This window comes from Flavobacterium sp. P1_E4, assembly GCF_056405915.1.
Window position 1 is genome coordinate 379,384 of record NZ_JBFUBE010000002.1, and the last position, 26,713, is coordinate 406,096.

24 protein-coding genes are annotated in these 26,713 nt (G+C 35.1%); 15 read left to right on the forward strand and 9 right to left on the reverse strand.

The features are described 5' to 3' along the window. Positions 1-5: 5 nt before the first annotated feature. From AC1DY0_RS03450 to AC1DY0_RS03465, 4 genes are all read right to left on the reverse strand, one after another. A complete protein-coding gene (locus tag AC1DY0_RS03450; protein WP_477187272.1) occupies positions 6-275 on the reverse strand; it encodes a hypothetical protein in 270 nt (89 codons plus the stop codon). 110 nt (positions 276-385) lie between these two features. Beyond that, entirely contained in the window at positions 386-1,555 is a 1,170-nt protein-coding gene (locus AC1DY0_RS03455; protein ID WP_477187273.1) for a site-specific integrase, read from the reverse strand. Positions 1,556-2,208: 653 nt separating this feature from the next. After that, positions 2,209-4,623: a TonB-dependent receptor domain-containing protein gene (locus AC1DY0_RS03460; RefSeq protein ID WP_477187274.1), complete on the reverse strand. Its 2,415-nt coding sequence runs from the start codon at positions 4,621-4,623 to the stop codon at positions 2,209-2,211. Positions 4,624-4,774: 151 nt separating this feature from the next. Continuing rightward, entirely contained in the window at positions 4,775-5,275 is a 501-nt protein-coding gene (locus AC1DY0_RS03465; protein ID WP_477187275.1) for a DUF456 domain-containing protein, read from the reverse strand. A gap of 112 nt (positions 5,276-5,387) precedes the next feature. Between AC1DY0_RS03465 and AC1DY0_RS03470 the strand changes: the two genes are divergently transcribed. Further along, positions 5,388-5,864: a hypothetical protein gene (locus AC1DY0_RS03470; protein WP_477187276.1), complete on the forward strand. Its 477-nt coding sequence runs from the start codon at positions 5,388-5,390 to the stop codon at positions 5,862-5,864. 198 nt (positions 5,865-6,062) lie between these two features. Here AC1DY0_RS03470 and AC1DY0_RS03475 read toward each other — a convergent pair whose 3' ends face one another. Continuing rightward, complete coding sequence (locus AC1DY0_RS03475) at positions 6,063-7,160, reverse strand: glycosyltransferase family 2 protein (RefSeq protein ID WP_477187277.1); 1,098 nt, start codon at positions 7,158-7,160, stop codon at positions 6,063-6,065. After that, positions 7,157-8,107 carry a hypothetical protein gene (locus AC1DY0_RS03480; protein ID WP_477187278.1) on the reverse strand — a complete coding sequence of 317 codons (951 nt, stop codon included), beginning with the start codon at positions 8,105-8,107 and terminating at the stop codon, positions 7,157-7,159. The genes AC1DY0_RS03475 and AC1DY0_RS03480 overlap by 4 nt, the downstream gene beginning before the upstream one ends. A gap of 90 nt (positions 8,108-8,197) precedes the next feature. Here AC1DY0_RS03480 and AC1DY0_RS03485 point away from each other — a divergent pair, with 90 nt between their 5' ends. The 8 genes from AC1DY0_RS03485 (at position 8,198) to AC1DY0_RS03520 (ending at position 13,126) form a co-directional block, all read left to right on the forward strand. Beyond that, positions 8,198-8,620, forward strand: coding sequence for a DUF1003 domain-containing protein (locus tag AC1DY0_RS03485; RefSeq protein WP_477187279.1), 423 nt, complete (start codon positions 8,198-8,200; stop codon positions 8,618-8,620). Between the two features lie 37 nt (positions 8,621-8,657). Continuing rightward, positions 8,658-9,212 carry a crossover junction endodeoxyribonuclease RuvC gene (gene ruvC, locus AC1DY0_RS03490; protein ID WP_477187280.1) on the forward strand — a complete coding sequence of 185 codons (555 nt, stop codon included), beginning with the start codon at positions 8,658-8,660 and terminating at the stop codon, positions 9,210-9,212. A 50-nt stretch (positions 9,213-9,262) separates the two neighbouring features. Beyond that, the gene (gene hemW / locus AC1DY0_RS03495) at positions 9,263-10,390 is read left to right on the forward strand and encodes a radical SAM family heme chaperone HemW (RefSeq protein WP_477187281.1); all 1,128 of its coding nucleotides are present in this window, start codon (positions 9,263-9,265) and stop codon (positions 10,388-10,390) included. Positions 10,391-10,423: 33 nt separating this feature from the next. After that, the gene (locus tag AC1DY0_RS03500) at positions 10,424-10,708 is read left to right on the forward strand and encodes a GIY-YIG nuclease family protein (RefSeq protein ID WP_477187282.1); all 285 of its coding nucleotides are present in this window, start codon (positions 10,424-10,426) and stop codon (positions 10,706-10,708) included. 40 nt (positions 10,709-10,748) lie between these two features. Continuing rightward, positions 10,749-11,528, forward strand: coding sequence for a cyclase family protein (locus AC1DY0_RS03505; protein WP_477187283.1), 780 nt, complete (start codon positions 10,749-10,751; stop codon positions 11,526-11,528). Between the two features lie 23 nt (positions 11,529-11,551). Beyond that, the gene (locus tag AC1DY0_RS03510) at positions 11,552-11,953 is read left to right on the forward strand and encodes a GNAT family N-acetyltransferase (RefSeq protein ID WP_477187284.1); all 402 of its coding nucleotides are present in this window, start codon (positions 11,552-11,554) and stop codon (positions 11,951-11,953) included. Further along, the gene (locus AC1DY0_RS03515; protein WP_477187285.1) at positions 11,950-12,318 is read left to right on the forward strand and encodes an MmcQ/YjbR family DNA-binding protein; all 369 of its coding nucleotides are present in this window, start codon (positions 11,950-11,952) and stop codon (positions 12,316-12,318) included. Before AC1DY0_RS03510 ends, AC1DY0_RS03515 begins: the two co-directional genes overlap by 4 nt. Before the next feature lie 109 nt (positions 12,319-12,427). Then, a complete protein-coding gene (locus AC1DY0_RS03520; protein WP_477187286.1) occupies positions 12,428-13,126 on the forward strand; it encodes a PH domain-containing protein in 699 nt (232 codons plus the stop codon). 61 nt (positions 13,127-13,187) lie between these two features. Here the strand turns inward: AC1DY0_RS03520 and AC1DY0_RS03525 are convergent, their stop codons facing one another. After that, positions 13,188-14,033: an AraC family transcriptional regulator gene (locus AC1DY0_RS03525; protein WP_219318858.1), complete on the reverse strand. Its 846-nt coding sequence runs from the start codon at positions 14,031-14,033 to the stop codon at positions 13,188-13,190. A gap of 173 nt (positions 14,034-14,206) precedes the next feature. Here AC1DY0_RS03525 and AC1DY0_RS03530 point away from each other — a divergent pair, with 173 nt between their 5' ends. From AC1DY0_RS03530 to AC1DY0_RS03555, 6 genes are all read left to right on the forward strand, one after another. Next, a complete protein-coding gene (locus AC1DY0_RS03530) occupies positions 14,207-15,112 on the forward strand; it encodes a dihydrodipicolinate synthase family protein (protein ID WP_477187287.1) in 906 nt (301 codons plus the stop codon). A 172-nt stretch (positions 15,113-15,284) separates the two neighbouring features. Next, positions 15,285-16,871, forward strand: coding sequence for an aldehyde dehydrogenase (NADP(+)) (locus AC1DY0_RS03535; protein WP_477187288.1), 1,587 nt, complete (start codon positions 15,285-15,287; stop codon positions 16,869-16,871). Beyond that, on the forward strand, positions 16,871-17,881 hold the full coding sequence (locus AC1DY0_RS03540; protein ID WP_477187289.1) for a 4-hydroxyproline epimerase: 1,011 nt from the start codon (positions 16,871-16,873) through the stop codon (positions 17,879-17,881). The genes AC1DY0_RS03535 and AC1DY0_RS03540 overlap by 1 nt, the downstream gene beginning before the upstream one ends. A 30-nt stretch (positions 17,882-17,911) precedes the next feature. After that, positions 17,912-19,147, forward strand: a complete 1,236-nt coding sequence (locus AC1DY0_RS03545) for an NAD(P)/FAD-dependent oxidoreductase (protein WP_477187290.1) — start codon at positions 17,912-17,914, stop codon at positions 19,145-19,147. A 3-nt stretch (positions 19,148-19,150) separates the two neighbouring features. Beyond that, positions 19,151-20,443 (forward strand): aminopeptidase P family protein, encoded by a 1,293-nt coding sequence (locus AC1DY0_RS03550; protein ID WP_477187291.1) that lies wholly within the window; start codon positions 19,151-19,153, stop codon positions 20,441-20,443. Positions 20,444-20,546: 103 nt separating this feature from the next. After that, positions 20,547-22,706, forward strand: a complete 2,160-nt coding sequence (locus AC1DY0_RS03555) for a S9 family peptidase (RefSeq protein ID WP_477187292.1) — start codon at positions 20,547-20,549, stop codon at positions 22,704-22,706. 420 nt (positions 22,707-23,126) lie between these two features. Here the strand turns inward: AC1DY0_RS03555 and AC1DY0_RS03560 are convergent, their stop codons facing one another. Next, on the reverse strand, positions 23,127-24,347 hold the full coding sequence (locus AC1DY0_RS03560; RefSeq protein WP_477187293.1) for a M24 family metallopeptidase: 1,221 nt from the start codon (positions 24,345-24,347) through the stop codon (positions 23,127-23,129). A 28-nt stretch (positions 24,348-24,375) separates the two neighbouring features. Then, positions 24,376-26,685 carry an aminotransferase class III-fold pyridoxal phosphate-dependent enzyme gene (locus AC1DY0_RS03565; protein ID WP_477187294.1) on the reverse strand — a complete coding sequence of 770 codons (2,310 nt, stop codon included), beginning with the start codon at positions 26,683-26,685 and terminating at the stop codon, positions 24,376-24,378. Between the last annotated feature and the right edge of the window lie 28 nt (positions 26,686-26,713).

Here is a 26,713-nt window from a genome sequence, read left to right on the forward strand (position 1 = left end):
AATTTCTATTTTTTAATTATAAACTTTACCAAATCACTTCTTCGAATTAATATTTTCCCATTAGGTGTTTTTTGGGTTGACTTTAATCCCTTTTTTCTATAACCATCAATAATTTTTCTGCTTAATCCAAATTCTGTTACTATGTCAGAAATGGACAACCAATCTTTGTTGTATTCTGGACGTTCGGAGAATTCAGTTAGCAATTTATCCATTCTAATAGCCAACTTTACAAGGTTGCTAAAAACTCTCTTTTCGATCATAATCATTTTACTCATAACTTTTTAAATTTTGTTGTTTTTAATTTGGGTTATATAATATTGGAGAATAGAAAAGGCTCAGAATATTACACTTAAAACCCTTCTTTAAGTATTGGGAATTCACAATATTACTTTACAGGACTTTTTTTACGTACTCTAGTGAAATTTATTCCCTTCATTATTTCTTTCATAGAAGAGTCGCTAATACCAGTATAAGAATATGTTTGTCCTAATTTTTTATGCCCCATCATCTTGGATATATAAAATGCATTGACATTTTTTTGTGCCATTAGTGTTCCAAAAGTGTGCCTAGATGCATGGAATGTTACTCGTTTGTTTATACCACTTAATTCAGCTAATTTTTTTAAATACTTATTTGCTTTTTGGTTGTATAATTCTGGAAATAAACTCTCGTTTTCTTTACGTTTTGTAATGTATTTACAAATTATCAGTTTAGCTTCCAGTCCTACAGGTGTATGCAATAATTCTCCTGTTTTTTTCTGTACGATACTAATCATACCATTTTTATAATTTTCTTTTGTAAATTTAGATACATCGCTAAAACGCATTCCTCCTACATAACAGCTAAACAGAAACATATCTTTAGTAACTTTTAGATGTGGATGTTTAGAAATGTCACAATTTTTAAATAATTCTAATTCTTCAGGGGTTAAGTGCAATTTTCTTTCGTTTGGTCTTTGTACTTTATAATCGGCCCAAGAATTATCGGTAATTAATCTTTGTTTTGTAGCTTCTTTTAAAATGGATTTTAAAAATTTGGTCATATTGTAAACACCACTTTTACCTTCGATTAAAAACTGTTCAAACCTTACCATAAAACTATAGTCAATCTCTGTAAACATTAATTTAGGACTAAAAGCTTTAAGTTTTTTCTCAAGTGTTATGTAGTGTACCTGAGTGCTTTCTTGGATTTTTAAAAAATGGCGTTTACAGTAAGAATCGAAGAAATTGTAAAAATCCAATTCAGTATTTGATTTTCCATTCCAGAAATTAGAAATATCTTTTGTGGATAATGTTTTACCAAGACTTTTATTTTCTCTTATAAAGTCTTCTAGGTTTTGTTTTTGTTTTTTAATTATAGCATTCAAGGTAGCAAAACCTTTACCTTTTGCTTGTTCTGCTTGTTTATCCCAATGTTTTTCTTCTATACTTTCGGATAAAGATAATTTTTGGGTTAAGCCATTTCTTTGTAGAAGAATGTAAATAGGGCAAGTACCATCTTTTCTTATTTTGTCTGTTCTTAATACTGCTCTCACAGTAAAATAATTTGTTTGCATTTTTGTAATTGTTTATAGTTTATATATGCAGTAACTCTAGTGAGGAAATTTTTCCTTTCGAATTTCAGGCTAAATTATATATAAAAAACTTACAAAAATAATTCAATTCATTGATTATGTGTGATTTGTGTAAATTAAACTTTAACATTTTTAACATAACTACCTGTCTTTTAAACAGAAAAAACTTATGCTATTGGAGTTTTTTAAACGAAAAAAAAATAAAAAAAGATTTAAAATTAAAAATGTTAACTTCTATACTGTAGAAATTACATAGAATATCCTGTTTGTTAAACCATTTTATCATAAAAATTTACTGGATACATCCCCTTATACACCCCCTGTTGCTTTTTAGCTTTTGTAAAGCCTTGGTTTTACTCAGAATATTTGGTAAAGTTTTAGTCCCGTCCAGACCGCAACATATTGTTTGAAGCCTTTCCTTAAACGGAGAGGCTTTTTTTATGCGATAAAATTTAGTTTTATCCCAGAATCCCGAATAGGAGTATCTTGATTTACTTTTGAAACGAAAAATTAGCCACGGATCCCACGGATTAGACTGATTCTCACAGAACTTTATTTTTCGTGTAGCTATTATAATCCGTGTAAATCTGTTTGGTCAGTAAAATCCGTGGGCAATTGCGCAATTTGGGTCTTTTCTATTTGTTAACTCTGTTTCTTTCCTCTTCAGCTCCAGTTTGGCGTTCTCGTGATGATTTTAATTTACTGTTTCCAAAACTGTTTGAATAAGTAAGAGTATAAGTTCTGTTACTAAAGTCGAATTTGTTATGGGTTTTTATATTTTGATCTGGCAAATCTGTTCCTCCCGAATATTTATTGGAATCAAAGAGATCATTTATAGAAAATTTTAAGGCACCCCATTTATCACTAAATTTCTTCTGAAACCCTATGTCAACTCCAGCTACGGCATCATATTTTGCTGTACCAAAAAGACTGGGTCCATAATAATAGATGGTTGTTTCGTTTGAAATTGTTTTTGTTATTTTGAAGGATTGCGTTGTATTTGCCTGAAAATTGCCTAAAGCTAAGCTGACGGTTTCTTCATTATACAATCCCTTAATTTTTTGGTCGATGTAGATTAAATTATTCTGCATTTTCCACCAAGGATTAACTTTTATAGGCAGTCCTAAGGTAATGGATAGTGATTTTGTGTAATCTAAATTGGTTGGGGTATATACTAGCCTGCCTGTCTCTTCATCAATATGTTCTTGAAATGATGCAATAGAAGATTGTTCATCGGTATATTGAAAAGAAAGTAGTATTGATTTGTAGTTAATGTCGTATTTGAATGAGTTTGAAATCGCGGGTTGTAAAGCCGAATTACCTGAAATAAACGTAGTTGGATTTATAAAAATTACAAATGGAGCTAAATCATTAAAAGTTGGTCTGGTTATTCTTTTCGAATACGATAAATTCATATTGAGCTCATCATTGAATTTTCGGCTTAAAAAAACGCTCGGAAAAAAAATTCCATATTGTTTGTCTACAACTTTCCCCTCGGTTTCGGTATCCAATTGAGAATCGGTGTATTCGTAGCGCAGTCCTAATTTTAAACTTATTTTGTCATTTATGATATACTCAAGAGCGGAATAGGCGGCTGCAATTTTTTCGTCCAAATTACTTTTGTTTGTCAATGTTGGGTCGGAAACCCAATTCTCTCCTTGCAGATTATCCACGTTTACACTATTGACAAAATTGGAAGAAGACCCTTTTATGCCGGCATCAAATTTTATTTTTTTATTGAATTTATCACTGTAATCCAAACTGCCAACCCATGTCGTTATTGGAGTTACTTTGCCGCTTCGGACTTTTTCAATGTATAGAAAAACCTTGTTTTCGTCAAAATAGGAGTTCTCATATGTGTTGGGATTATTGTCTTTGTAATACAAATAATCGATATTAAAACTTAAATAGTGATCATCTGCGAAATTATGTTTTAGGTTGTAGTTGGCGCCAAAATGTTTCCATTGATTTAATTCTTCATTTAAAGTTTCGGTGTAAGCAGTAGGTAAACCGTTTGTGGTATCAAAGCTATCATTATAGGCATCCATTGTCCATTTTGTATTGTAACCATTCAAAAGAATTCCGGTTACTGTTTTTTCAGACAATTGGTAATCCAATCCTATTCTGCCATTGTGGTTTTGTCTGGTCGGAAACCTATTGGAAGTTACGGTGGTTCCCAATGTATCATTGTCTTTTGTGTAAGCGCGGCTATTGTAAATTAGTTCTGTATGCTGGTCGAATAAATAGGAGTAACTTCCAAAAACATTGATTTTATCTTTTCTGAAATTAAAAGAAATATTATCGGTACCTGAAGGGTATTTTCCATAACCTGCAGCTATCGAATAATTTCCGTTTAGGCCAGTATCTGTACTCTTTTTGAGAACAATGTTTATAAATCCAGCATTACCTTCTGCATCAAAATCGGAAGGAGGCGTTGTGATTATTTCGATCGACTTTATATTATCTGCACTTATACCTTCCAAAAATTGTACAAGTCCGGATTCTGGGACATAGTTTTTTCTTCCGTCGATCATTACAACCACTCCGTTTTTACCAACCACTGAAATACTGTTGTTTTGTTTGTTTACCGAAATACCGGGAGAGCGTTCTAAGATGTCCAAAGCCGAGCCCCCAGCTGAGATAATGCTGTTTTCGACATTGATGACCATGCGATCTACTTTCTGGGTGTACAACTGTTTGGTAGCACGAACCACGACTTCTTTTAGTTCGACTTCACTTGATAATGAAATGGTTTTTGCTGTGTAATTGGTATTTAGATCAAATGGTTCCGAATATTGAGAATCAAAACTAACCATACTTACCATTAATAAATAATTTCCTTTTGGAATTTGGGCGAATTTATAACTTCCATTTGCATCGGTAATAACTCCTTTTACCAAAGTAGAATCTGATAGCTTCAGTAATAAAACATTTGCTGAGGGGAGGCCTTTTTCTTTATCTAAAACTAAACCTTCGATAGCGTAATACGATTGACAAAAAAGAGCTTGTGAGGATAAAAAGGCGAATATTAAAAAGCTAAGTTTTTGCATATCAATGAATTATTAAATCCATCTAAATTACAAAACAAACATACTACATTTTGTCTTTATCGTTTAACTGCTTATTTTTAATGGTTTATGGTAAACAAAAATATTTTTATAAGAAAAAGGATTGCCCTTTTTATACAACAAAAATCTAGTTTTAAAACAAAGTAGCACTATTTTGCCATACAATCCAAAGAAACAATCCCAGATACATCATACACACTACAAACTTCATAAAAGAGGAAGCTAAGAAGCCCAGTAGAGAGCCAGCAGCCGCTTTCAAAGCACGTTGATGGTCTTTATAGTCATAAATAAGTTCGCCAACAAAAGCACCAACAAACGGCCCGATAATAAAGCCCAACGGAATAGGCGCAAAAATCCCAACAACCAAACCGATATTGGTTCCCCAAATACCATATGAACTCCCGCCAAATTTTTTGGTTCCCTTGGCAGGAATGATATAATCCAAAACCGTTAGTACAATAGTAATCAATAAAGAAATCCCTAGAATCCAATAATTGGCAGGAACAGCATCAGTAAAGTACAGTAATACGATTCCAACCCAACTGATGCTTGGTCCAGGTAAAACAGGCAAAAAACTCCCGAAAACACCTGCGACAACGCAAACAAAACCCAATAACAAAAGCAGGATATCCATAAAAATATTTTTAGTAATTTTGAAGCCGAAAATGCAACACTCATTTCATTCACGAATATGAGAAAAATAATTGTATTTTTATAACAAATTAGTCCCATTCAAATAACAAACATTGAAGCAGTTTTCCCTTTTTTTAGTCTTTATACTTTTTAATTCCTGTCAATATTTTGACAAGCAGGTTCCTTCCGAAAAGGAATTGTTGCAAAAGGAATTGAAGTCCATCAATTGGAAAGAGGTAGACGAATATCCATCGGTTGTGGACTGTGATAAAATTGAAGACAAAAAACAACGTCAACAATGTTTTTTTGAGGTTCTAACCCAGTTAATACAGGAGAAACTGTGCAACGATACATTGGCTATGCTCTATCCTGAACTGGATACAATCGAGGTAAAAGTGACGGTTTTTCCTAATGCAACAATGAAATTCGAACCGCAGTTCCCAAAAGATTCGGTAGCTTATGATAAAATAAAAATCGATAGTATACTGAAAGCCCGTTTGGTGGACTTTCCAAAAATCAATCCTGCAATCAAGCGAGGATTACCTGTAAAAACCCAGTTTATACTTCCCGTAATTCTAAAAGTGGAGTAGTTTTAAGATTGCAAAAGGCAGATTACAGAATTTAGATTTTGCAGTAAATATTCAAGAGGAGCTATTTCCAGCTGTACACTATATCTGTTATCCCGAACCCCGGGACAACAGGATGCCGTTTCCATCTGGGCTAGGGCATTTCGTTTTCAGAACAAGGTAAAATCTGTAATCTGCCTTTTGCAATCTTAAATCTGAATTCTAAAACCTCCTCCCTTTCCATTCGTATTTTCCAAACAAGCAATACAAAGCCACAGCTGTACTGAAATACGGATACCACAAACTGCTTAAAAGCAAATAGCGTATTTTGTGTTTCGTCAAGAATTTATTTGTTTGTTGTATCAGCACAGTGTCAATCCCAAATTTGATCAGGAAATATAGCACAGGAGAAAAATAGGGAAGGATTCCAAATACAGTCAATACTACACAATAAACCAAGCCAAAATTCATCATAAAGACAAGCAATCCCAATCTTTTCCCAAAGATACTTTGATAGGAAGTAGTTTTGGAAGCCCAACGAACGCGTTGGTTAAACAACGATTTCCAATCATTCACTGGTTTTGTGGTTACAATAGTATTCTTCGATTTTAAATACGCTACTTTTTCAGGATATTGGGACAATGCTTTCTGCAGTAGAAAAACATCATCACCACTAGCAATTGTAGAGTTGCCTTCGAAACCTTTTAGTTCTTGAAAAAATGATTTGGTGTAGGCAAAATTGGCTCCATTACACATAAAACCTTTTTTGATTCCAAAACTGCCAATCGTTGCGCCCTGTAAACTGGCCAAATCCAATTGTTGAAAATGATGCAAAAAGGAATTATTGCAATCGTAGGTAACAGCTCCCGCAATCATTGAGACGTGATGTAACTGAATGAAATTGTCTAGCGCCAATAGCCAATTTTTAGGAACAGTGCAATCAGCATCGGTAGTGATGACCCAATCAGTTTTCACGATTTTCATAGCCGTTGCAATGGCGTCTTTCTTGGGAGAATTTGAAAGCCGAATATTATCTATAGTCGTAATCTGAAATCTATAATCTGCAACCTGCAATCTTTCCTCCGATTCATCATCAACTAAAATCACTTCAAACAATTCCGTCGGGTAATTCAATTTTGAAAAACTTTCCAGTAAAACCGGTAAATTCTCGGCTTCATTCCGGAAAGGGACAATAATACTAAAGCTAGTTTTTGGCGGTAAGCCAATGAATTCAAAGTGATTTATTTTGGTAAAACCATAAATGAGCCAACTTATGGTCAGCATATAAACAATCGCTATACCTAATAAAAAAAAAATCATAGCGAGGGCGCAGTTTTGGGTTTGAAATTCAATACATAATAACTTCCAATAATCACCGGCAATACCACATTTAGAAACCACATTAGCGTAGTCACAAAAACAACTACCCATTCATTTACGCCCAATATTCCAAAGAAATACACAGCTACACTTCCTTTTACGGCAAAATCCAAAAACTGAAAAGTGGGTAAAGAGGAAGCCAGAAAGTAAACGCTCGAAATGGCCGATATTAAAATCAAATACGGCAAATCGACATCAAATGCCAAAAACAAAAAATAGTATTGATGGGAGAAAACTAAATATCGTAAAATGGCCAAATACGTGTTTTTTTGATGAATGGTTTTTGGAATTTCGTTAGTTTTATGAATCAGTTTTTCTATCGAATAGCCTTTGAGAGTAATCTTTTTGGCTGAAAATAAAACAGCAAATAGGATTAGCAGACAGCCAAATAAAATAGTTACAGTTTTTGTGGTAATCACGTTGTACTGTGCATTGAAATACAATAATCCAAAAATACCAAAAACGACAGTCAGTATCATTTGGATTCCGTTGCAAATCAGGTTTAAGAATACTACTTTCTTGGCTTCTTTTTTGTCAAAATACAATGCTTTTCCGGCATATTCTCCCACACCGTTTGGCGTAAATAATCCGGCTGTAAGCCCAGCTAGGACTTGTTTGGTTGCTTCAGCCAAAGAAATTGGATGGAGATAGGAAACCAAATATTTCCATTTTAGAATTTCAAATAAACGGTTCAATACACTCAAAAGCAGAATAAAACCGATTCCTAAAACCGACTGATTTTTATGAAAGAGAACCAAGAATTTTTGCCAGTCCAGTTTGTCGTTGTTGGCCAATTGATTGTAAATAAAATAAAAGGCACCGCCTACAATCAAAAGTTTGACTAGAAGTACAAGGAATTGCTTAGTTTTGTGTGGTATTGAAATCATACCGCAAAGTAAAGGAAAAACTATTACACAAAGTCACGCATAAACTAGCAGAATTTTACAAATATTTAAATTATAACTAATAGATAAGAGATGAAGAATAACAAAACTTGGCACGATATACATCTAGAAACATCAGGATTTGGTAGTCGTTTGGCCGATTCAGTGGCTAAAGGAATGGGTTCTTGGAGATTCATTATTATTCAAAGTGTTTTTGTAATCGTATGGATGGGATTGAACCTTATTGGTTTTGTGTATCATTGGGATGTTTATCCTTTCATATTACTGAATCTTGTTTTTTCAACACAGGCAGCTTATGCCGCACCTATTATTATGATGTCGCAAAATAGGCAAAGTGAAAGAGATAGGATTCAGGCGCAATCCGATTATCAAACGAATAAAGATGCAAAGCTGGAAATTGAAGCCTTGGCAATTCGATTGGATAAAATTGAAGTTGAAAAATTGGACAAAATAATTACGATGCTGGAGGAAATGGAAAAGAATTCGGCCAAATAAATTAAAACTGCATCGTACCACCACTTAAAAACAGAACTTGACAAAAGAACGCATTATATTAGGAATAGACCCCGGAACCACAATTATGGGTTTTGGGTTGATAAAAATTGTCAATAAGAAAATGGAATTTTTGCAGCTCAACGAATTGCAATTATCCAAATACGACAATCATTACCAGAAATTGAAAATCATTTTCGAACGTACCATAGAATTAATAGAAACGCACCATCCCGATGAAATAGCTATTGAAGCTCCTTTCTTCGGTAAGAATGTACAATCGATGCTGAAGCTTGGTCGTGCACAGGGTGTGGCAATGGCAGCAGGACTTTCCAGAGATATTCCCATTACTGAATACGAACCTAAAAAAATAAAAATGGCTATCACCGGAAACGGAAATGCTAGCAAGGAACAAGTGGCCAAAATGCTTCAGCAATTACTAGGATTGAAAGAGTTGCCCAAAAATCTTGATTCAACGGATGGTTTAGCGGCAGCTGTTTGTCATTTTTTTAATTCTGGGAAAGTAGTTGGAGCCAAAAGTTATACGGGTTGGGATGCTTTTGTGAAGCAAAATGAAGAGAGAGTTAAAAAATAGTGGTCGGTGGTCTGTCTCAATGACTGAAATCTGAAACTGAAAACTAAATTATGTCAGGAATCTATATACACATACCATTCTGCAAGCAGGCTTGTCATTACTGCGATTTTCATTTTTCGACTTCAATGAAGAAGAAAGAAGAGATGGTTTTGGCTATCGCCAAAGAATTGCAAATGCGTAAAATCGAGTTTCAGAACGAACTCGTAGAAACCATTTATTTTGGAGGAGGAACGCCTTCTGTTTTGACTACGACAGAAATAGAATTTTTAATTTCAGAAGTATATAAAAATTATGATGTTGCCGAAAATCCCGAAATCACTCTTGAAGCCAATCCAGATGATTTATCCAACGAACGAATAGTAGAATTAGCGAAAAGTCCAATTAACAGACTGAGCATTGGAATTCAATCTTTCTTTGAAGACGATTTGGTGATGATGAATCGTGCGCATAATTCGGCAGAAGCCAAAAAATGTTTAGAGGAGGCAAAACAATACTTCGATAACATTTCACTGGATTTGATTTATGGAATTCCAGGAATGAGCAACGAGAGATGGAAGCAAAATATTGAAATGGCTCTGTCTTTTAGGATCCCTCATATTTCGAGTTATGCTTTGACTGTTGAGCCCAAAACTGCTTTGAACAAACTCATCCAAACTGGAAAAATTGCCAAGCCCAATGACGAATCAGCGCAGGAACATTTTGCTATTTTGGTAGAAACATTGGAAGCGAATGATTTTATCCATTATGAATTATCCAATTTTGGAAAAGACAATTATTTTTCAAAGAACAATTCAGCCTATTGGTTGGGGAAAAAATACTTAGGAATTGGTCCTTCGGCGCATAGTTATGACGGCGTTTCCCGAAGCTGGAATGTTTCGAATAATTCACTCTATTTAAAATCTATTCAGGAAGATAAACTGCCCAATGAAATTGAAATTTTATCCATTACCGACCGTTATAATGAATATATTATGACTGGTTTGAGAACGATTTGGGGCGTTTCTTTGAGTCGAATTGAAACTGAATTCGGAACGGAATATCTAGATTATTTGCATAAACAAGCTCAGAAATTTATAAGTGATGATTTGCTTTTTGTTGATAATGATATTTTGAAACCAACGCCAAAAGGAAAATTTTTGACTGATGGAATTGCATCAGACTTATTTATCCTGAACTAGTTTCAGGATCTGTTGATTTTAATTGATTTCTATATGGAAAAAGGATTTACATATATTTTGGCCAATAAAAACTATACTGTTCTATATGTTGGAGCAACAAAGAATCTTAAAAGCAGAATTGATTGTCATAGAAATGGTACAGGAGCAGTTTTTACAAAAAAGTATAATGCTACTATTTTGATATATTTTGAAGCGTTTGATAATTTAGCGGATGCTTTTAAAAGAGAAAAGCAAATCAAAAATTGGCATAAAGATTGGAAATGGAATATTGCAAAACTTTCAAATCCAGAATTAAAAGATTTATATTTGGACTTATAAAAGTGTCTCCAGATGAGATGCTGAAATAAATTCAGCATAAATGAAAACCACTATTGAACATAATAACCAAATTATTGAAGTTGATTTGTCAAAACCCATTGATATTTCGATTCCATTAACCAATACTGATGAGAATCCGATTGCCTGGTATATCGAAAAACCAGTAATAGAGCCCGTTGTTTTTGGAGATTGGATAGGCAAAGTTTCAGAAGGGAAGTCATCGACCAACTTTAATAATATTTTCTTCAATCCACACGGACACGGGACACATACAGAATGTCTGGGACATATTACAAGAGAGTTTTACAGCATTAATCAATCATTGAAACAGTTTTTCTTTTTGGCCGAATTGGTTTCTGTTGTGCCGGAAATACAAGGTGATGATTTGGTAATAACCAGAAATCAGATTAAAAAGGCGTTGGGCAATAAGATTCCCGAAGCCATAATTATCCGAACATTGCCCAATTTCAAAATAAAAAAATCACTGAAATATTCGAATACTAATCCGCCTTATGTGGCAGAAGACGCGGCGCTTTTCATTCGCGAAAGCGGAATCAAACATTTACTGATTGATTTGCCGAGCGTTGACAAAGAACACGATGAGGGAAAACTGTTGGCTCATAAAGCATTTTGGAATGTGAAAAATGTTGATGATTTAAATGCTAGTGCGAGATTGGACTGTACGATTACCGAAATGATTTTTGTTGCTGATGAAGTGGAAGACGGAAGTTATTTGTTGAATCTGCAAATTGCTTCTTTCGAAAATGACGCAAGCCCGAGCAAGCCAATTTTATATAAGCCTATAAATATTGAAGAGTAAACCGAATTCTAAAATAAACAAGCATGATTACCGTTTCTACTGATAAACAAAAGCTGAACGTTCCTTTTATTCAACATTTTTTGAAGGACATTTATTGGACGGCGGGAAGAACCATTGAAGACGTCCAAAGAACCATAGATAGCTCGGTTTGTTTTGGAATTTATTTGGATGATATCCAAGTTGGTTTTGGAAGAGTTATTACTGATTATGTTGTTTTTGCTTATATGATGGATGTTTTTATAGCCGAAGAGCACAGAGGAAAAGGATATTCATCTATTCTGATTTCGGCGATGATGGAAGAACCTTCGTTGAAAGAAGTGAAAATATGGAGATTAGCGACAAGGGATGCTCATTTTTTGTATGAAAAATTTGGTTTCAAAGAGTTGGCATTTCCCGAACGAATGATGGAAAAAATAGTATCATGAATCTAGAAACTTATTACGAATATTGCCTTTCCAAAAAAGGAGTTACAGAACATTTTCCGTTTGACGAAGATACTTTGGTTTTTAAAGTGGGCGGTAAAATGTTTGCTTTGTCTTCTCTATTACAATGGGAAAAAGGAGCTCCTTCAGTGAATCTTAAGTGTGATCCAGAACGAGCACAGGAGTTACGAGCCGAATACGATGCCATCCAGCCCGGCTTTCATATGAGCAAAATACATTGGAACACAATTGCCGTAAATCAAGATGTTCCAACTGCCTTACTGAAAGAATTGATAGATCATTCGTATGGCTTGGTTTTTAAAAGTTTAACCAAGAAAATTCAAATTGAAATTATCGACCCGAGGTAAAATATTTGCCGAACAGGCGAAGCAATTAGAAAAATAGACATTACTTTTGTGCAACAATTAAAAAACGTAGCAACTCAGTTACTTAGTAACTCAGCAACTTTATAAAAAAATGAAAGATCAAATTAAAAAGTTTTTAAACGAAGAACAAGATCCAAAAGCGATTGAGAAAGTCACTTCAAAATTGCAGGATATTTTAATGAAAAATGAAGAAGTAGGTTATATTGCTGTGCAAAAAAAACCAGCATTGACTGTACTTCCAGATAGTATTGTAATGACCAATAAAAGAATCATCATTTGTCAGCCTAAGAATTTAGGTTTGTCTATGAATTTTATTGATTACACTTGGGATGAGATTGAGGGAACTTTTGTAAAAGAGAACATTCTTGGATCTGAATTTTCTTTTTCTACCAAAACAGAGATGCAGGTTTCAATTGATTATATTCCGAAGATTCAGGCGCGTAAAATATTTACCTATGCCAAAGAACAATTGGATATTTTGAAAAATAGCGCTAATCCGGTTTCTCCAATTACCGAAGAAATCGCTCCAACATTAATTCAAGAATCAGAATTAATCGAGGAAATGGAAACTGAAGAAGTGACCGATTTTGCCGAAATAATGCCTGTGGTCTCTAATTATGCAGAACCTATCGTAGATAATACAACTGCTTCAGCTGAGAAAAGAACAAGTGAATTAACACAAGACGAACTTTTTGCGAAGCTTCAAAACTATAAAAAACTCCTTGATAACGGTTTGATTTTACAAGGTGAATATGACGCTTTCAAAAAAGAGATTTTGAGTTATATGTAGTAAAATTGGAAGAATCAAAAAACAAAACAAAACCCGGCAACTTAACTGATGTCGGGTTTTTTTATGCGTTTAGTTTTCGATACTGTAAAGGAGAGCTGTTTTTGATTTCTTTGAATTTTCTGTTGAAATTTGAAATGTTATTAAATCCGCATAACTCGGCTATTTCCAATACAGAAAGCTCATTTTTCTTCGATAGTAATTTACCGGCATGTTCTATTCTGATTTCTATCAGAAATTGAAAAAAAGACTTATTGGTTCTCACTCTAAAATAACGACAAAAAGCATTTTTGGTCATATTGGCTATCGAAGAAATTTCTTCAAGTGAAATGTTTTTTTGATAGTTGTTCATCACATATTCAAAGACATTTTGCATTCTTTTCCCCTCGTTATCCGTTATTTTTTTGTCATATATATAACAAGAAAGGGGTTTTTTATCCGCTAGGTTAAGATTTTTTATAGTTTCTAAAAATGTAATAAAACGATCAAGTTCATTTTCTGTTTTGTTTTTTTTGAAACACTTGATGATTTTTTTTGGACTGTCCTTAATAATAAACCCGTTTTTGCAGTTTTCAAAAAAAGGTTGAATGGTCTTGAATGTGGGTAATTCAAAAAAATCTTTTCCGAAAGAGTTATTAGTAAAAAAAAGGGAAAGCATTACGGATGATTCTTCAGAGTTGGTGTCACTTCTAAACACATGTGGTAAGTTGCTGCCAATGACCAGAATATCTCCTTTTTGATATTGAGTTATAGTGTCTCCTACCAATAATGTTCCTTCTCCCTTTTCGATATAACTTATCTGTGTCTCTTCATGCTGATGCAGTTTATTGTAAAACATAAGTTCTCTATCTTCTTGATAGATAATTGATTCTGTACCTGTTTTTGTGATTTTAAAAGGAAAAACTTTCATGAGTAAAACATATTTAAACCAAATGTATATATTATTAAAAAAATGCGCAAATATTACTCTTATATTTTTAAATTAAATGCATAATGGATAATATAGTATTATTTAATGATAATTTATTAAAAGAATTTTCAGTGTCTTGCAGGTAATTTTGTCTAAACAAAAATTTAGTAATTATGAGTGTTCAATGGAATGGTGTAATGCCGGCAGTTACAACAAAATTCACTGCAGACGATAAATTAGACTTCAATATGTTTGAGGTAAATGTAAAAGCCCAACTGGAAGCGGGTGTAAGTGGAATCATTCTGGGAGGAACTCTTGGGGAGGCAAGTACATTATTGGAAGAAGAAAAACGCGAACTCGTAAGAGGTACCGTAAGCATTGTAGAAGATTCGGTTCCAATTATAATGAATATAGCTGAACAAACCACTCGTGGAGCCATTGAAGCTGCAAATAAAGCCGAACTAGATGGAGCAAAAGGATTGATGATGTTGCCTCCAATGCGTTATATGGCAACTGATCATGAAACAATAAAGTACTTTTCTGAGGTGGCAAAAAGCACTTCTTTACCAATAATGATTTATAATAATCCAGTAGATTATAAAATTGAAGTGAAGCTGGATATGTTTGAAGAATTACTAAAATTTGATACAATTCAAGCAGTGAAAGAGTCTACAAGAGATATTTCAAATGTGACCAGGATTATCAATCGTTTTGGAGATCGTTTAAAGATTTTATCAGGTGTTGATACATTGGCATTGGAGAGTTTATTGATGGGATCTCATGGTTGGGTTTCGGGATTAGTTGATGCTTTTCCTAAAGAAACAGTTGCAATTTATAAATTGGCTAAAGAAGGAAGAATTGATGAGGCAATAAAAATTTACCGCTGGTTTCTACCTCTTTTAGAGTTAGATATCAACGCACAATTGGTTCAAAATATTAAATTGGCTGAAGTGGCTACAGGTTTGGGAACAGAATATGTTCGTGCACCTAGATTGCCTCTTCAAGGAGCCGAAAGGGAAAGAGTATTGGCAATTATCAATGAAGGATTGAGAACAAGGCCTACTCTTCCTAATGTGTAATAATAACCGTTCTTTTTAGGTTATTTAGTTAAGTTTGGTTACTTAAAGTGTTGGCTCGGAGATAGTTTTAATCAAGACTATCTCTTGTGTCGACGGTTTTATTTTTACAAAATTTTAAGTCTTGCTTTCGCGAAATGATAGCCAAATAAATTAATGAAATTAAATTCAGACAATGATTACAGGAAAAAATTATATAGGAAGTCATCTTGTGGGCAGTGGGACCAAAACGTTTAAAACGATAAATCCACAACTTAATATTGAAAATGATTGGATATTTACGGAAGCAACTCCAGAGGAAATCGAGCAAGCAGTTGCTTTGGCGGATCAGGCATTTAAAATCTATAAAAATTGTTCGGGGCAGGAAAAAGCAGCTTTTCTAAATGCTATTGCTGATGAGATTTTAGCTTTGGGAGACGAATTGTTAGAAACCTACTGTACCGAGTCTGGATATCCAAGAGGTAGAGCAGAGGGTGAACGAGGCCGTACTATTTTTCAATTGCGATCTTTTGCAGAGATGCTGAATGAAGGAAGCTGGGTTGAAGCGACCATAGACACTGCAGTTGCAGAGAGACAACCTCTCCCGAAAGATGATTTGCGTAAAATGTTGATGCCATTAGGTCCCGTAGTAGTCTTTGGTTCTAGTAATTTTCCGTTTGCTTTTTCAACTGCAGGAGGAGATACCGCTTCTGCTTTGGCAGCGGGTTGTCCTGTTATTGTAAAAAGTCATTCAATGCATATCGGAACAGGTGAAATGGTAGCATCGGCAGTGATTAAAGCAGCCAAAAAGACCAATATGCCAGAAGGTGTGTTCTCAAATTTAATTGGTAGCGGAGTAGTTTTAGGAGCTAGTTTGGTAAAACATCCTTTGGTTAAGGCAGTTGGCTTTACGGGAAGCATTAAAGGAGGAAGAGCATTGTATGATTTGGCCTCCCAAAGACCCGAGCCAATCCCTGTTTTTGCAGAGATGGGAAGTATAAATCCAGTTGTTATTTTGCCTAAAGCTTTAGCGAATGAAAGTAAAAAATGGGCTGCTACTTATGCCGGATCAATTACTTTAGGAACTGGTCAGTTTTGTACCAATCCAGGTTTGTTATTGGCTATTAAAGGAGAGGATTTGGATAATTTCACAACCCAATTGACTGAGGAAATGGAGAAAATAGCACCATCCTGTATGCTTCATCCGTCCATTAAAGCCGATTTTAATTTAGGAAAAGAGCTGTTGAAATCTCAAAAAGGTGTTCGTACAGCCACAGAATACAAAGGAAAGATAGCTCCAAACTATGCTCCCCAAACATTGCTTACAGTTGAGGGGAAAACATTCTTGGAGAACCCAACTTTAAGTCATGAAGTTTTCGGTCCGTTTTCTATTTTGGTTCAATGCGATGACGAAGCGCAGTTGGTTTCCATAATTAATCAATTGGATGGCCAGTTAACTGGAACTATTATTTCTGAAGATTCAGAGATTGAAAATTATATCAATGTTATTGCTTCTTTGCAAAATAGAGTTGGAAGACTAATTTTCAATGGAGTACCAACGGGTGTAGAAGTTTGTCCTTCTATGATTCACGGTGGTCCATATCCTGCTTCTTCCGATTCAAGATTTACAGCAGTTGGAATCCACGCAGTGAAACGTTGGGTTAGACCTTTTAGTTTTCAAAACTGGCCTGATAAGTTATTACCTTTAGAATTGCAAAACGAAAATCCGCTTGGAATTTCGAGATCAGTTAATACAATACAAACCTCTTTACCTATCCTGTAATGTCTAGAAAAACTTTTTTTTGCGTAGATGCACATACCTGTGGAAATCCTGTGAGAGTAGTTGCTGGTGGAGGTCCAAATCTTATCGGGGAGAATATGAGTGAGAAACGACAACATTTTCTCAAAGAATACGATTGGATTCGGAAAGGATTAATGTTCGAGCCTCGTGGTCACGATATGATGAGTGGGAGTATTCTTTATCCGCCAAGTAACCCAGAAAATGATTTTGGAATACTTTTTATAGAAACCTCTGGTTGTTTGCCCATGTGTGGACACGGAACAATTGGCACCATCACTATTGCTATAGAAGAAGGATTGGTTACTCCAAAAGTTCCTGGAAAAATACGAATGGAAGCTCCGGCGGGACTGGTTCAGATAGAGTACCAACAAACTGGTAAAAAAGTGGACTGGGTTCGTTTGACGAATGTAAAATCGTATTTGGCTGCTGAAGGATTGACTGTCGATTGTCCAGATTTAGGCGAAATTACTTTTGATGTGGCTTATGGTGGAAATTATTATGCAATTGTGGATCCACAAAAAAACTTTTCAGGAGTACAAGATTTTACGGCTGGCAAAATTGTGCAATTCAGTCAGGAAGTTCGCAAACGAATCAATGAAAAATATCCAAATCTATTTATTCATCCTGAAAATGATACCATTCGTGATGTGAGTCATATGCTTTGGACAGGAGATCCTTTAGATCCAGCATCTTCAGGTAGGAATGCTGTTTTTTATGGGGACAAAGCTATTGATCGCTCTCCCTGTGGCACTGGAACTTCTGCTAGATTGGCTCAGCTTCACGCCAAAGGGAAATTGAAAAAAGGAGAAGATTACATTCATGAAAGCTATATCGGTAGTAAATTTATTGGTAGGGTTGTTGAAGAAACTTCAATAGGAAACATAAAGGCGATTGTTCCAAGTATTCAAGGATGGGCAAAAGTGTATGGATATAATAACATTATCATTGATGATGAAGATGACCCATATGCGTTTGGTTTTCAGGTAATTTAGTTGAATATTTAAAATTATATTGTATTTATAATGAAGAAAGTAAGTGTAATAGGAGGAGGAATAGTAGGGTTATGTTCTGCATATTATCTAGCCAAAGAAGGATATGAAGTAGTTGTTTTTGATAAATCGGACATGACTGATGGTTGTTCCTACGGTAATGCAGGAATGATTGTTCCTTCACATATTATTCCGATGGCACAACCAGGAATGATCGCTCAAGGGATGAAGTGGATGTTTGACAGTCAGAGTCCATTTTACGTAAAACCAAGATTAAGTTACGATTTGATAAAATGGGGGCTACAATTCTACAAGCATGCTACGCCTCAACATGTTGAGAAATCAATGCCGGCACTTAGAGATTTGGCTTTGCTGAGTAAGGAATTATTTCAGGATTTAGACCGTGAAAAGCATTCTTTTTTCTATGAGGAGAAAGGATTATTAATGCTTTATAAAACAGATAAAGTAGCTGAAGAAATAGAACATGAGGGAAAAGAAGCAGAATGTTTGGGACTAGAGGTAGATTTTCTTTCTAAGGAAGCCGTTTCAAAATTGGAAACGGGAACTAGAACCGATGTTGTTGGGGGTGTGCATTATAAAAGTGATGCCCATTTGTATCCCCAAAAATTCATGCAGTTTATCAAAGAAGAACTGCAACGTATGAATGTTGTGGTGCATACAAATACCTTGGTGAAAGATTTTAGAATAAAAAATAATCGGATTACTGAAATAATTACCGATAAAGGGAATTTTCCAATAGATGAGGTTGTTTTGTCTTCTGGATCTTGGAGTCCCGAGATAGCCAAGAAACTAGATATAAATATTTCCATATTACCAGGAAAAGGGTATAGCTTTACATTGAATAACAGAACCGAAAAACCTTCAATTCCATCCATTTTATGCGAAGGAAAAGTAGCTGTTACCCCTATGAATACTGATATTCGTTTTGGTGGAACTATGGAGATTACCCATACCAATGATTTGAAAATAAATCAAAACAGACTTCAGGGTATTGTGAACAGCATCAATGAATTTTATCCCGATTTAAAAATTAGCAGACCAGAAGAAAAGGATACTTGGTTTGGTTTTAGACCCTGCACACCTTCGGGATTACCAATCATTGCGAGAGATAAAAAAGTATTAAATTTGGTATTGGCTACTGGACATGCCATGATGGGATTGAGTCTGGCACCGGCAACAGGAAAAATAGTGACAGAAATTATTTCAAATAAAACCACTTCGGTTAATACTCAAATGTTTCAATTATAAACGATGCGATACGATAAAATAAATTCTTCCTTATTTATAGAAAATAGACAACGCTTTTCAGAAAAACTAAAAAATAACAGCATTGCAATTCTCACATCCAATGATGTCATGCCTACCAATGCAGATGATGTGATGGGTTTTGCCCAAAACAATGATTTGTTTTATCTCACGGGAATCGACCAAGACGAAACCATTTTGGTATTATATCCTCATGCTTTTAAGGAAGAAAACAGAGAGATTCTTTTTATAAAAGAAGTAACAGAACACAGCAAAATTTGGGATGGTGATTTTCTAAACAAAGAAGAAGCTTTCCAAATTTCGGGCATTAAAAATGTAAAATGGATTCATGAATTCGAAAAGACATTACAACTCTTTGCTTTTGAAGCTGATACTTTTTATTTAGGACATAATGAGCATATAAAAAGAACTACTTTTGAAATGGCCACCAGACAAGATCGTATGATTCAATGGTGTAAAGAAAAATATCCTTTACATCAGTACGACCGAGTGGCGAAGATAACACGTGAGCTCAGACCCATAAAATCCGATGAAGAGGTAAATCTCATCAAGAAAGCAATTGCACTAAGTATAGAAGGATTCAAAAATATTTTGAAAGCTGCGAAACCCAATTGTAAAGAATACCAATTGGAGGCGGAACTTATTTACGAAGTGATTAAAAATGGAGGAACGCGACATGCCTTCAAACCAATTGTGGCTTCGGGGAAAAACGCGTGTGCTTTGCATTACAATTCTAATGATGGTATTTGTAAAGAGGGGGAAATGGTTTTGGTAGATTTTGGAGTTTGTTATGGCAATTACAACTCGGACACAACGAGATGTTTTCCAGTAAACGGAATATTTTCTTCTCGTCAACGCGAAGTTTATCAAGCTGTTTTAAATTGTTTGAAAGAGGGATCAAAATTATTAAAACCAGGTGTATTGTCAAGTGATTATGAAAAACAAATGGCTTCCTTGATAGAAAATGAGCTGATAGGACTTGGATTGCTAACGTTAGATGAGATTGCAAATCAGAACCCTGATGCTCCGGCTTACAAAAAATACTTTATGCATGGAACAGCGCATCATTTAGGATTGGATATCCACGATGTTGGCTTGTATTCCCGCCCATTTGAAAAAGGCATGGTGCTCACCTGTGAACCTGGAATTTATATTAGGGAAGAAGGAATAGGATGTCGTTTGGAAAATGATTACCTGCTTACAGAAGATGGAAATATCAATTTGTCTGAAGGGATGCCTATTGAAATGGATGAGATTGAGTTGTTAATGAAACAATAGATAATGTAACATTTTATGTTTTTTTAGGACTAAAAAAGTACATCAAAGAAAATAAACTTATCAAACCAGTTTTTGTATTATTAACCAAGACCATATAAACGCAATGAAAAAGATTTTCCTTATTTTTTATCTCTTTGCCCAAACCATGTTTGCGCAAAACACCATCAATATTGATAAACTAAACTGGTTGCCAGAATCCCATTCTTTTTGGGTGAATGAACAAGATAATATTGCAGTTTATGATGCCAAAAAACTAACGGAGAGCAAAATAGTTTTGACAAAAGACCAAATGAAAGCTTCGGGTTTTCAAGGGGAAATTGAAAAGTTAGTTTGGAATACCACTAAGGCTAAAGTATTGATTTACACTAATTCAAAAAAAGTTTGGCGTGGTAATACCAAAGGCGACTATTGGTATTTTGATCTTGCAACTGGAAAGGGCTATCAATTAGGAAAAGGATTAGAGGCTTCTTCGCTAATGTTTGCTAAGTTTTCAAATGACGATATAAATGTGGCTTACGTTTCTAAGCATAATATTTATGTAGAAAATTTGCAATCACATGCAATTAAACAATTAACGAAAGACGGAACTGCCAAAATAATTAATGGAACTTTTGATTGGGTTTATGAAGAAGAACTTAGCTGCAGAGATGGTTTCAGATGGAGTCCTGACGGGAACAGTATTGCTTTTTGGCGTGTGGATGCTACCGATACTAAATACCATTTAATGATCAATAATACAGATTCATTGTATTCTTATGTGGTTCCGGTTGAATACCCAAAAGCGGGTGAAAAACCATCATCAGTGAAAATTGGTGTTATTGATATAGCTTCCGAAAAAACAAATTGGTTGGCAATTCCAGGCGATGCAGATAATAATTATTTGCCAAGAATGGAATGGATTGGTAAAAATGAATTAATGATAGTGCAATTAAACAGACATCAAAATGAAGCCACAATCTACAATTGCAACTCAAATACAGGCAAGGCGTCTGTAATTTATCAAGAAAAATCAAAAGCTTGGATTGATGTTTTTGACATATCATCGGGTGTTTATGATGGATTTTCATGTACACTGGTAGATAACGGAAAATCTTTTCTTTGGAGTTCTGATACCGATGGTTGGATGCATGTCTACAAAATAAGCATGGATGGGAAGAAAAAAGAACTAATCACCAAAGAAAATTACGACTCTTATTTTTTAGCCTATAACAAAGAAACCAGAACTATTTATTCTACTTCAAGTCCTACGGATGCTACACAACGATATTTGTATGAAACCAATTTAGATACAAAAAAAACAAAGCGTACTACACCAATGGAACTTGATGGAACTAATGAATATAAATTTTCTCCCGATGGTGCTTTTGCAAAACATACTAATTCGAATATCAACCGCAATTGGAATACGCGTTTGGTTGCTTTAAAGAATCATGAAAAAATATTTCCATTAGGGAAAGATAATTTTGTAAAACCAGAAAGAGACTATTCATTAGAGAAGTTTAAAGTAAAGACTATTGATAATGTAGAGCTTGACGGAATAATGGCAAAACCATTGGACTTTGATCCAACAAAAAAATACCCTGTTTTTTTCTATGTTTATGGAGAACCAATGGCATCTGTTGCCAATGATGAGCCTTATTTTAATGATTTTATTGCGGCTCTGATTCCAGCAGGTTATATAGGAATTGCTCTTGACAATAGAGGAACTCCTGTTATGAAAGGAACAGAATGGAGAAAATGTATTTACAAGAATATTGGAATAATCAATACACGTGATCAAGCGATGGCGGCCAAAGAAATTTTGAAATGGAATTTTATCGATACGGATCGCGTGGCAGTGCATGGATGGAGCGGTGGCGGAGCAGTAACCCTGAATTTGTTGTTCCAATATCCTGATATTTACAAAACGGGTGTGGCCATTGCAGCGGTAACTGATCAGCATTTTTATGACAATATCTATACGGAACGATATATGGGATTACCAAGTGAAAGTGAAGCGGCTTACAAGCAAGCGTCTCCGGTTACGTATGCCAAAAACTTAAAAGGAAATCTGCTATACATTCATGGAACGGGAGATGATAACGTACATTATAAAAATGCAGAGGTACTGATCAATGAATTGGTAAAATATGATAAAATGTTCAATTTGATGATTTATCCAAATCGTACGCACAGCATCAATGAAGGAGAAGGGACAAGTCAACATTTGGGAGATACATTTATAAAATTTATTCTGGAATATTCTCCTCCCGGAGCAAAATAGCATTTTTATGAATTCAATAAAAAAGAGGATAGCCTGTAAAGTAGCTATCCTCTTTTTTGGTTTATGCTATCACGAATTGCGGGACTAAAGTAGTCAAGCACAATTCAAGGTTAGATTTTTTTTTGATTTTAAAGTTTAGCTGGTAAATATAGTACAAAACACCTCTATTATTGGTGCAATAAACCAATAGTATTGGTATAATATATCTCTATTATTGGTGATAAAGACCAATAGTATTGGTACAATACACCCCTATTATTGGCACGACAAACCAATAGTACTGGTGTTTAATACCTCTATTATTGGTGATAAAAGCCAATAGTATTGGTTCGAAGCACTAGTATTATTGGTAGGACATACCTATAGCACAGGTGCTTTCTACTACTTTTTTTGGAAATTAAGCTTAAATAGTAGAAGGAATTAATTTTGGTCGTATCCAAACGGATTGTCAATACTATACATTGGTGTGGTAAACCATTTCGGACCGTCTTTGGTCATGTAAAAATGATCCTCATGCCGAATGCCAAACTCACCGGGAATGCAAATCATGGGTTCGTTACTAACTACCATTCCTTCTTGAAGTGTTAAGGTATTCCCTCTTACCAGATAGGGATGTTCGTGGATGTCTAATCCAGTTCCATGCCCCACACGGTGCGGTAATCCGGGCAATTGATAATCCCCACTCAATCCGGCAGCGGCAAGAACTTTTCGGGCGGCGTCATCTACAGATCCGCAGGTAGCACCAATTTGGGCTGCATCAAAGGCTGCTTGTTGGGTTTGTTTTTCAAGATTCCAAATTTCTCGGTGTCTTTCGGTCGGTGTTCCATATACATAGGTTCTGGTAATGTCCGAAAGATAGCCTTCCAATTGACAACCAGTATCGACCAAAACAATGTCATTTTCTTTTAAATCATGAGGAACAGTCACACCATGCGGATATTGAGAATCATCCGAGAACAAAACGATGCAAAAATAGGATCCCGAAGGAATTCCCGCTTTTATATGAGCATTGTTTATAAATTCGGTGACTTCTTTTACACTAATCCCTGGACGTAGGATCCGAGCCACGGCACGGTGTACTTCCATGGTAATGTCTTTAGCTCTTTGAATAATCGCGATTTCATTGACTGATTTTTGGATTCTACATCCAGTTGTTATTGCTTGTGCATTGATAAAGTTGTAAGCAGGATTTGCTTTAGAAACGCCATCTATTAAAAAATATGCTGCCGATTCATCTAATGCAATAGTTCCTTCATGAATATTTTTGTTTTTCAATAAATTCCCCATTAATGCATAAGGAGATTCATGTTCTTCCCAACAATTTATGGTGGCTTCTATTTTTTGATATTTTTTAAAAGTGCCCTCTTCAAATTTTGGAACAATGTACTCCAGGCTTCCGTCGGCATACAATAAAGCTCCAACCATTCTTTCGGAAGCATTCCATTTGGTCCCCGTAAAATAATACAAGTTGGTTCCTGCATTAAGATAAACGGCTTTAATGTCTAAGTCGATCATTAATTGAGCCGCTTTTTTTATTCGGCCTAGGTATTCTTCCAACTGTATGGGCTGAATGCCTTGGGTTCTATTGGCTATTTTATCCAATTCAATTTGTGCGGTAGATCCGCCTATTCCGTTTTTCATAATTGGTGTGTATGTAAAAGGGGTTGAACTATTGTAGACTTTTTATTTCACTTAAAATTACATCTAATAATTGTACCATTTCATCCGCGTTTTGTTTATTGAAAGGCATTGGTGGCTTTATTTTTAATACGTTATGCAAAGGGCCATCAGTACTTAGCAAATATCCTTTTTCTTTCATTTTTTCGACAACAATATCAATTTCCGGAAGAGCGGGTTCCATCGTTATTCTGTCTTTCACCATTTCGGCACCTATGAATAGACCATGTCCACGAACGTCGCTAATGATTGGGTGTTTTTGCATTAATTCTCTTAATCCATCCATCAAGTGATTCCCAACTTCTTTGGCATGTTCCTGCATTTCTTCTTCCTGAATCACATCCAAAACCGCCAGACCCGCAGTCATTGATACTGGATTGCCTCCAAAAGTATTGAAATATTCCAAACCGTTATTAAAAGCATCGGCTATTTCATTGGTTACAATTACAGCGGCCAATGGATGTCCGTTGCCAATTGGTTTCCCCAATACAACAATATCCGGAACAACATCCTGAAGTTCAAATCCCCAAAAAGCATCTCCAACTCTACCAAAACCAACCTGTACTTCATCAGCAATACAAATTCCTCCCGCCTTTTTAACATGATTGTAAACAGTTTTTAGGTAATTTTTGGGCAATGGAATTTGTCCGCCGACACCCAACAATGTTTCGCAAATAAATACAGCGGGTGCTTTGCCTTCTTTCTCTAAATCTTCAATAATGCGTTGCACATCGGCAGCGTATTTTTCACCTGCATTTTCATCTCCGTATTTGAAAGGCCCTCTGTAAAGATCTGGGTTTATTGCTTTGTGTATCCAAGGCATTTTTCCAGAACCTCCTTTGCTGTCAAATTTATAGGGACTCATTTCCATGGCCACCGTTGAGGTTCCGTGATAGGCATGATCCAGAACAATAATGTCTTTTTGTTTGGTGAAATGACGGCTCATTCGTATCGCCAAATCATTAGCTTCACTTCCCGAATTCACAAAATAACAAACGCTTAAAGCAGGTGGTAAAGTGGCTGTGAGTTTTTCGGCATATTCTAGAATGGTGTCGTTTAAGTATCGAGTATTGGTATTAAGAGTCGCAATTTGTTTTTGCATTCTGCGAACCACAACAGGATGGCAATGCCCCACATGTGAAGGGTTATTTACACAATCCACAAAGGTCCTTCCTTTATCATCATATAAATATTGAAGTGCACCTTTTACAATTTTCAGATTTTCTTTATAACCAATACTTAAATTTCGTCCCACGTTTTTTTGACGCTTTTGTAACAAATCCGAATAATCACCATCGTTAATTACTCCCTCGAAACCGCAAGCTTTTCTGAAAGTATCTTGCGCTTTGATAGGATTGATTTTGATAAGTTTATACAATAAATCCCAAGCGGGTTTTTCGGTTATAAAGTGATGCTCATTATTAGTGTCTAATGAACCATTGTATGCCGATTGGGTTACGCTAATGCACAATCTTCCGGCAATTAAATAATACAATAAATCCAATTCTTGAATGGTAAGCGGATAGGATTCATGATATCCTTTGACAACTAATGAAGCTGCAGTAAGCGGATCTTCATTTGCAAGCATTGCATACGTGCAAGCTACAGCAAGATTATTAATTAAAGCCGTATAAACCATATCGCCAAAATCAATTAGACCGGTTACATTGGTTTCATCTACCAATATGTTGTAATCATTTGCATCATTATGGACATAAGCATGTCGCAAGCTGTGTATTTGCGGAAGCACTTCGGTATCAAATTGCAAAAGAAAATAACTGGCTATTCTTCTTTTCTCATGATTTTTTATATACTTCAATTTGTCATTTGCGTCACTGGCTCTACTAATGTCCCAAGTATATTGACGATGCATCGCGCTGTGTGAAAAACCTTGAAGTGAATGATCCATAGTGCCCATAAAGTTTCCCAAATTTCGGTATAGCTCTATTGATTTGTTTGTCTTTTCAACCCAAAAACAGCCCTCAAGAAAACTTAGGATACGCAAGTAATATTTTTTTCCGTCTTCTATAATGGGAGTTAATTCATCTCCTTGTTTATTTATACAAAACTGCTGAAATTTTGACGATAAAGGACTATTCGATAAATGCTTAATGATTTTAACCTGTGCATCCAAAAAAGGATAAGGTTGTATATCATCGGAAACTTTTAATATAAATCGTTTGTTATTGGTATCGGTTAGTAAATAATTCAACTCATCATAACCATTTAACATTTTTGCGGTAACGGATAATCCGTAATGATCTTTTGCTAATTGTTGAATGTGGGCTTCAGTGCATTTCATCGTTCTGTTGTATTAAAATATTTTTTGT

Bases quoted from the DNA above. Each gene is read 5' to 3' on its own strand.
- AC1DY0_RS03535 (WP_477187288.1), top strand. From the start codon at position 15,285: ATGATTACAGGAAAAAATTATATAGGAAGTCATCTTGTGGGCAGTGGG.
- AC1DY0_RS03460 (WP_477187274.1), bottom strand. From the start codon at position 4,623: ATGCAAAAACTTAGCTTTTTAATATTCGCCTTTTTATCCTCACAAGCT.
- AC1DY0_RS03465 (WP_477187275.1), bottom strand. From the start codon at position 5,275: ATGGATATCCTGCTTTTGTTATTGGGTTTTGTTTGCGTTGTCGCAGGT.
- AC1DY0_RS03480 (WP_477187278.1), bottom strand. From the start codon at position 8,107: ATGATTTCAATACCACACAAAACTAAGCAATTCCTTGTACTTCTAGTC.
- AC1DY0_RS03530 (WP_477187287.1), top strand. From the start codon at position 14,207: ATGAGTGTTCAATGGAATGGTGTAATGCCGGCAGTTACAACAAAATTC.
- AC1DY0_RS03565 (WP_477187294.1), bottom strand. From the start codon at position 26,685: ATGAAATGCACTGAAGCCCACATTCAACAATTAGCAAAAGATCATTAC.
- AC1DY0_RS03540 (WP_477187289.1), top strand. From the start codon at position 16,871: ATGTCTAGAAAAACTTTTTTTTGCGTAGATGCACATACCTGTGGAAAT.
- AC1DY0_RS03510 (WP_477187284.1), top strand. From the start codon at position 11,552: ATGATTACCGTTTCTACTGATAAACAAAAGCTGAACGTTCCTTTTATT.
- AC1DY0_RS03450 (WP_477187272.1), bottom strand. From the start codon at position 275: ATGAGTAAAATGATTATGATCGAAAAGAGAGTTTTTAGCAACCTTGTA.
- AC1DY0_RS03520 (WP_477187286.1), top strand. From the start codon at position 12,428: ATGAAAGATCAAATTAAAAAGTTTTTAAACGAAGAACAAGATCCAAAA.
- AC1DY0_RS03475 (WP_477187277.1), bottom strand. From the start codon at position 7,160: ATGATTTTTTTTTTATTAGGTATAGCGATTGTTTATATGCTGACCATA.
- AC1DY0_RS03555 (WP_477187292.1), top strand. From the start codon at position 20,547: ATGAAAAAGATTTTCCTTATTTTTTATCTCTTTGCCCAAACCATGTTT.
- AC1DY0_RS03485 (WP_477187279.1), top strand. From the start codon at position 8,198: ATGAAGAATAACAAAACTTGGCACGATATACATCTAGAAACATCAGGA.
- AC1DY0_RS03525 (WP_219318858.1), bottom strand. From the start codon at position 14,033: ATGAAAGTTTTTCCTTTTAAAATCACAAAAACAGGTACAGAATCAATT.
- AC1DY0_RS03545 (WP_477187290.1), top strand. From the start codon at position 17,912: ATGAAGAAAGTAAGTGTAATAGGAGGAGGAATAGTAGGGTTATGTTCT.
- AC1DY0_RS03560 (WP_477187293.1), bottom strand. From the start codon at position 24,347: ATGAAAAACGGAATAGGCGGATCTACCGCACAAATTGAATTGGATAAA.
- AC1DY0_RS03500 (WP_477187282.1), top strand. From the start codon at position 10,424: ATGGAAAAAGGATTTACATATATTTTGGCCAATAAAAACTATACTGTT.
- AC1DY0_RS03515 (WP_477187285.1), top strand. From the start codon at position 11,950: ATGAATCTAGAAACTTATTACGAATATTGCCTTTCCAAAAAAGGAGTT.
- AC1DY0_RS03505 (WP_477187283.1), top strand. From the start codon at position 10,749: ATGAAAACCACTATTGAACATAATAACCAAATTATTGAAGTTGATTTG.
- hemW (WP_477187281.1), top strand. From the start codon at position 9,263: ATGTCAGGAATCTATATACACATACCATTCTGCAAGCAGGCTTGTCAT.
- AC1DY0_RS03550 (WP_477187291.1), top strand. From the start codon at position 19,151: ATGCGATACGATAAAATAAATTCTTCCTTATTTATAGAAAATAGACAA.
- AC1DY0_RS03455 (WP_477187273.1), bottom strand. From the start codon at position 1,555: ATGCAAACAAATTATTTTACTGTGAGAGCAGTATTAAGAACAGACAAA.